Annotated in this window: 3 protein-coding genes; 1 reads left to right on the top strand and 2 read right to left on the bottom strand. The window is 44.5% G+C overall.

What is annotated here, in order from left to right:
- Positions 1–465 precede the first annotated feature (465 nt).
- Positions 466–1,125, top strand: a complete 660-nt coding sequence (locus tag AC1WIP_RS14045; protein ID WP_481142412.1) for a helix-turn-helix domain-containing protein — start codon at positions 466–468, stop codon at positions 1,123–1,125.
- Between the two features lie 477 nt (positions 1,126–1,602).
- Here AC1WIP_RS14045 and AC1WIP_RS14040 read toward each other — a convergent pair whose 3' ends face one another.
- Both AC1WIP_RS14040 and AC1WIP_RS14035 read right to left on the bottom strand, forming a co-directional pair.
- The gene (locus AC1WIP_RS14040; RefSeq protein ID WP_481142411.1) at positions 1,603–1,788 is read right to left on the bottom strand and encodes a hypothetical protein; all 186 of its coding nucleotides are present in this window, start codon (positions 1,786–1,788) and stop codon (positions 1,603–1,605) included.
- Positions 1,789–1,900: 112 nt separating this feature from the next.
- On the bottom strand, positions 1,901–2,885 hold a 985-nt coding region (locus AC1WIP_RS14035; RefSeq protein WP_481142410.1), incomplete at its 5' end, for a tyrosine-type recombinase/integrase.

Here is a 2,885-nt window from a genome sequence, read left to right as displayed (position 1 = left end):
CACACAGGCAGGACCAAAAATAATAATACAAAAAGATTCTTTTTCATATACTCATTTTTACAAATTTGATTTGATAAATCACGTCTTTTAAATTTCCACTCTCCCATATAGAGAGTGGAAAAGCAGTAATAATATGACAGAAACACCCCCTGTTAGTTGTGAAAGGACGGTACCGATAATCTTTTTACATGTAAAATATTGGCATACCCCTTTCAGACACACTTGTAGGGCTGTTTTCTTATATAAAATAACAGAAACATGGGACTATTTTATTTGGAGGAACATACTTCGTGTTTCAATTATTCCAGATGCGTGCTGGAAGGTTTTTCGCATTATAGTTTGAATGCCGGTCAGGTCTATGAAGAGGAAGCCCTAAGAAACAGTATTCTGTTTGTACTAAAAGGGAATGTTCATGTTTTGTGCAATGAAGTTGATGCCTCCCTGACGGCGGGGCGGATGCTATGCGTGCAGCGGGGTAATTTTTGCAAGCTTTATTCCCTGAAGGACAGTTATCTGGTTATCGCCCATTTTGAAAATATGATGGAGGGCTGTGAGAAAGTCTCCATGCTGCAGCTTGCCGGACTGAAAGACCAGGTGGACTCTCCCGGATGTCCGCTTGAAATCAGGAGGGAGCTCCGGATATTTCTCCATCTGGTCTCTGTTTATTTAAAAGATGGTGCCAACTGCGTTCACTTGCATGAAATCAAACTGAAAGAAATGTTTTGGCTGCTGCGGTTCTATTATACTAAAAAAGAACTGGCGGCTTTTTTGTATAAAGTGCTCGGAAAGGCTCAGGGATTTAATGGCAGAGTGCTGGAAAACTATAGGGATGCTACCAGTGTCAAAGAGCTGGCGACATTGTGCGGGATGTCCCTGTCGTCCTTCAAGCGGCAATTCGCAGAGGAGTTTGGCGAGCCGGCAAGCCGGTGGATGCAGAAACAAATGGTCGGAATGATCAAATACAAGCTTGTCGACATGGACTCTCCCTTATTGGAGATTGCCGAGGAACTGCATTTTTCCTCACTCTCACAATTTAATAAATTCTGTAAAAGGAATCTGGGATGCTCGCCGGGAAACTGGAGAAAGCAGATGATTAACAGGCTGAAAGAATTCGAGGAGGGTTAAAATATTTTTGAGCCGGATGGTAAAAAAAAAGAGCCGAACGGCGGTCTTGCAATCGGCGAATATCCACTATTTTTGCAGCGAATTAGAAAAGGACCGACAAGTCCTCTCTCTTTGTTTAACTGCATTTCCACTCTCTATATGGGAGAGTGAAATATCACCCTAAACATATATATATTATATTACAAAAAAAAATATTGCTTCATATTTTGTACCTGACAGTGATAGTTTTCTAAAAATACGTATATACACACTCCTATCAGCCCTCTTGCGGCATGTCTCCTTGTCCAATAGGAATTTCCCAAAGACCCTATGCATCCTGCTGCCGCAAGATACATGTTCAAACTCTCTGATGCCCTCAATTCTGCAAGTACTAACTTAACCATAAAAGCATACAGTAAGAAACATATGCCATACCAATTGCGATATCCCTGAAAAAACGGATCCACCACTTTTTCAGGGACAACCTGCAGGAAAATCTTATTTCCGGCATCCTTTGGAGCATACAAGTGACTCCCTTCTGAAATCCTTCAAAAGTTTTTCCAATTCCAGAGAGGCTTTTCTCGCACGCGTCCCGGCGGCCTTGTTGCCATGCTCCATCTGACCCCGGGCATCCTTGACAAACAAGGCATACAATTCTTCGATTTGTTGAATTTGATCTTTCATTATACTAACGTAATTATTAATTAATATATTTTTTGCAAAAATAGCCCGTAGGACAGTAAAAAGAATTGCCCTTTCAGCCCTATTATTTGCCTTTTCAAGTCAGAAGATGGTATCATCCGATTTGTTCCGCCACCAGATCATTGACCTTGTCCAGGACGGACCTGTCCAGCTCCCTCAGATAAATACGTGTGACCCCTTCCGAAGAATGCCCCAGACATTCGCTGATGGTATTGACGGGAGCACCACTCTCAAGAGCCATCATGGCCCATGAATGTCTAGCGGCATGAAAGCGTAAGGGAACCTCGGTACCGGCCAGACGGGAGACCTTTTTCAACGCATAACGCATCTTATGATAAGACCTCCTATAGCTGGCATACACGTCAGTCTCAGGCTGGATCAATGGAAACAGATATTTGCCGGGAACCTCCCTGTATTTCTCCCAGATATCCATGATTTGTCTGTTGATGCCAATCCGCATGTACTGTCCCGTCTTGCATCTCCGGTAATGGATTTCCCCATAACAGACATCATCCTTCTTCAGAAAGGCTATGTCCACAAACGCCATCCCCCGGGTATAAATACTGAACATGAAAAGATCCCTTGCCAGAGATTCGGGCGTTCCGTCCTGCAACTCCAGACGGGAGACAGCCCGGATATCCTTCATGGACAGACTGCGTTTCACCGTTTTTTCAGTCCTGAGCTTCAGATTCGAAAACGGAAACGAAAAGTCCAGACCGAATTCCCGGCATCCCTTTTTATACACGGCCTTCACATTATGCATGTAGAAGACAGCCGTATTCTTGCACATGCCGGATTGTATAAGGCCATTGTGATACTTCGACACCATTTGGGGAGAAAACTTGCAGAAAGGGAAATCCGCCTCCCCCAAATGTCTCTGCAACGAGCGAAGCGTCGAGAAGTAAGCCCGGGCCGTCCCCTTATGCCCGTTCCGGGAAAGGGAATCTATCATTTCCCGGAAATAGGCGTAAAGTCCGACCTTTCCAGACCGGGTCTCATAAAGCCTGAAGATATCCTCCAGATCATAGTCGCCGTCCCTTTTCTCCAGGAGGGCAACCGCATGGGCCAGAGCCTTACAG

Source organism: Acetatifactor sp. (assembly GCF_982438285.1).
This window is presented reverse-complemented; position numbering and strand designations above follow the sequence as displayed.